The sequence below is a fragment of the Roseovarius gaetbuli genome (assembly GCF_900172365.1).
GTDB lineage: Bacteria > Pseudomonadota > Alphaproteobacteria > Rhodobacterales > Rhodobacteraceae > Roseovarius > Roseovarius gaetbuli.
Genome location: NZ_FWFJ01000095.1, coordinates 1 through 3,373, shown reverse-complemented (window position 1 = coordinate 3,373; position 3,373 = coordinate 1). Strand labels below are relative to the sequence as shown.

Sequence of the window (3,373 nt, the reverse complement as noted above, 5' to 3'; positions counted from 1 at the left end):
AAGCTCCGACTGATTGTAGGCGTTCGGTTTCAGGTACTGTTTCACTCCCCTCGTCGGGGTGCTTTTCACCTTTCCCTCACGGTACTGGTTCACTATCGGTCAGTAAGGAGTACTTAGCCTTCGAAGGTGGTCCTCCGATCTTCAGACAGGATTTCACGTGTCCCGCCCTACTTAATACGTCCAATCATGCTTCATATACGGGGCTATCACCCACTATGGCCGTGCTTCCCAACACGTTCTATTCACAATCATGGCTCGGCTGGTCCCCGTTCGCTCGCCGCTACTAGGGGAGTATCATATTGATGTCCTTTCCTCCGGGTACTTAGATGTTTCAGTTCCCCGGGTTTGCTCTTAAAGACCTATGTATTCAGTCTAAAAGTACCTGTTTCAGCTCATTATTGATTGCCTAAGCAAACAATAACAAACTGTCAGGTGGGTTGCCCCATTCAGAAATCCATGGATCAAAGCTTATTCTCAGCTCCTCATGGCTTATCGCAGAGTATCACGTCTTTCATCGCCTCTTACTGCCAAGGCATTCACCAAACGCCCTTTTCGCGCTTGATTTGATCCAGAAATAGCAAGACTTGTTTTAATGTCCTATCGCTTCGCTACTTGAGGACTATTTAAATCCACAACCAACGTTGCTGCATAAGACAACAAACCTGCGCGGAGACAGAAGCTGGTAAGAAACTGTCACCTTCATTCCGGTATCAAAAGCATACTTTTTCCCGCCTGGTTCTTGGAACCAGACTATTGAACAACGCTTGCGACCTACCATCCGTGCGGGAGGTAAGCCACGTTGTTCGGGTTAGTGTACTTGACTTGGACAACGCTGTTCGTTTCAGCTGGCAGACGCAGGACAGGCCGAGGAAACAGCCCATGTCTACGCTCGCCTCGCCCCTTGCGGGGTCCGGCACCAAACTGAGATGCATCCACTAACGCGCGGGCATCAAACAGTGTTGATATTTGTATCTCTCTATACGATGTCAATTCGTCCGATTGGACGGCTAAGCACTTCAATCAGTGCTTAGCGGTCAAATCAAGTAATGGTGGAGCCTAGGAGGATCGAACTCCTGACCTCCTGAATGCAAATCAGGCGCTCTCCCAGCTGAGCTAAGGCCCCAGTTGTTTGGCCTCGCGAGGCCTGGTGTTTCGGTCTGTTGAGGCCACCTTACCCTTGCGGGTGATGGTGGGTCGAGGAGGACTTGAACCTCCGACCTCACGCTTATCAGGCGTGCGCTCTAACCACCTGAGCTACCGACCCAGACAGGCCGGTAGGCCTGAAAACGTTTCTGAAGAGATATGAGGACGGCCTGGCTCGCCAGTACCCAAAAGGGTCTGACTATGTGACCGGCTTTGTTTGCCGATCATGCTAAGTTTTCCACGTCTAAATGCGCTATCGCTTCGCTACTTGAGCGCGTTGATATCACATGTTGAGCTAGGAAAATCCTTAGAAAGGAGGTGATCCAGCCGCAGGTTCCCCTACGGCTACCTTGTTACGACTTCACCCCAGTCGCTGAACCCACCGTGGTCCGCTGCCCCCTCCGAAGAGGTTGGCGCACGGCCTTCGGGTAGATCCAACTCCCATGGTGTGACGGGCGGTGTGTACAAGGCCCGGGAACGTATTCACCGCGTCATGCTGTTACGCGATTACTAGCGATTCCGACTTCATGGGGTCGAGTTGCAGACCCCAATCCGAACTGAGATGGCTTTTTGGGATTAACCCATTGTCACCACCATTGTAGCACGTGTGTAGCCCAACCCGTAAGGGCCATGAGGACTTGACGTCATCCACACCTTCCTCCCGCTTATCACGGGCAGTTTCCATAGAGTGCCCAGCTTAACCTGCTGGCAACTAGGGATGTGGGTTGCGCTCGTTGCCGGACTTAACCGAACATCTCACGACACGAGCTGACGACAGCCATGCAGCACCTGTATCTCATCCAGCCGAACTGAAAGCTCCATCTCTGGAGCGACGATGAGTATGTCAAGGGTTGGTAAGGTTCTGCGCGTTGCTTCGAATTAAACCACATGCTCCACCGCTTGTGCGGGCCCCCGTCAATTCCTTTGAGTTTTAATCTTGCGACCGTACTCCCCAGGCGGAATGCTTAATCCGTTAGGTGTGTCACCGACAAGCATGCTTGCCGACGACTGGCATTCATCGTTTACGGTGTGGACTACCAGGGTATCTAATCCTGTTTGCTCCCCACACTTTCGCACCTCAGCGTCAGTATCGAGCCAGTGAGCCGCCTTCGCCACTGGTGTTCCTCCGAATATCTACGAATTTCACCTCTACACTCGGAATTCCACTCACCTCTCTCGAACTCTAGACTGGAAGTTTATGAGGCAGTTCCAGGGTTGAGCCCTGGGATTTCACCCCATACTTTCCAATCCGCCTACGTGCGCTTTACGCCCAGTAATTCCGAACAACGCTAACCCCCTCCGTATTACCGCGGCTGCTGGCACGGAGTTAGCCGGGGTTTCTTTACCTGCTACTGTCATTATCATCACAGGCGAAAGTGCTTTACGACCCTAAGGCCTTCGTCACACACGCGGCATGGCTAGATCAGGCTTGCGCCCATTGTCTAAGATTCCCCACTGCTGCCTCCCGTAGGAGTCTGGGCCGTGTCTCAGTCCCAGTGTTGCTGATCATCCTCTAAAACCAGCTAAAGATCGTAGACTTGGTAGGCCATTACCCCACCAACTATCTAATCTTACGCGGGCCGATCCTTCTCCGATAAATCTTTCCCCCGAAGGGCGTATAAGGTATTACTCACCGTTTCCAGTGGCTATTCCTTAGAGAAGGGTACGTTCCCACGCGTTACTAACCCGTCCGCCGCTAGACCCGAAGGTCTCGCTCGACTTGCATGTGTTAGGCCTGCCGCCAGCGTTCGTTCTGAGCCAGGATCAAACTCTCAAGTTGAAAAGCACTTGCGTGCTTAACCTTGACGTTCGAACCTCTGCACATCGTTCCTACCCTGCAAAGGATAGAAACAGTCTTCTGTTTGATGTACTTCTGGTTTTCTAAGAAAACCGAAAGCCGTTCAAACAGTGAAGCTGACACTAGATCATCGGTAGCGGCACAAGTGCCATTTCCTACTAGCGCGATATACAGACGTTGATCCATCGAACTGAACCAAACCGCCCACATATCTCTTCAGATATCTAATTTTCAAAGAGCGTAGAGACAAAATCAACCGGCTGCGCTAAATCTCCTAGCGCGACCCGCCTCATCTACCTCAAAATTCTTGGCCTCGCTTCCCGTCTTGGCTAGTGCCCGTCTGGTCCGTCCGGCGTCCCGGTGTGCATCACTGCGCCGCCGGTGAAGGGGGTTCTACGGTTAGTAGGGAAAACCCGCAACCCCTTTTTTGGC

General features: G+C 52.2%; 2 tRNA genes and 2 rRNA genes. All 4 read right to left on the bottom strand.

From position 1 onward, the window contains the following. Positions 1–564: ribosomal RNA gene (locus tag ROG8370_RS19575) — 23S ribosomal RNA — on the bottom strand; the annotation flags it as partial. A 483-nt stretch (positions 565–1,047) separates the two neighbouring features. Further along, positions 1,048–1,123: transfer RNA gene (locus tag ROG8370_RS19570), tRNA-Ala, on the bottom strand. A 64-nt stretch (positions 1,124–1,187) separates the two neighbouring features. Continuing rightward, a tRNA-Ile gene (locus tag ROG8370_RS19565) sits at positions 1,188–1,264 on the bottom strand. 190 nt (positions 1,265–1,454) lie between these two features. Beyond that, positions 1,455–2,923, bottom strand: a 16S ribosomal RNA gene (locus tag ROG8370_RS19560). Positions 2,924–3,373: the final 450 nt, after the last annotated feature.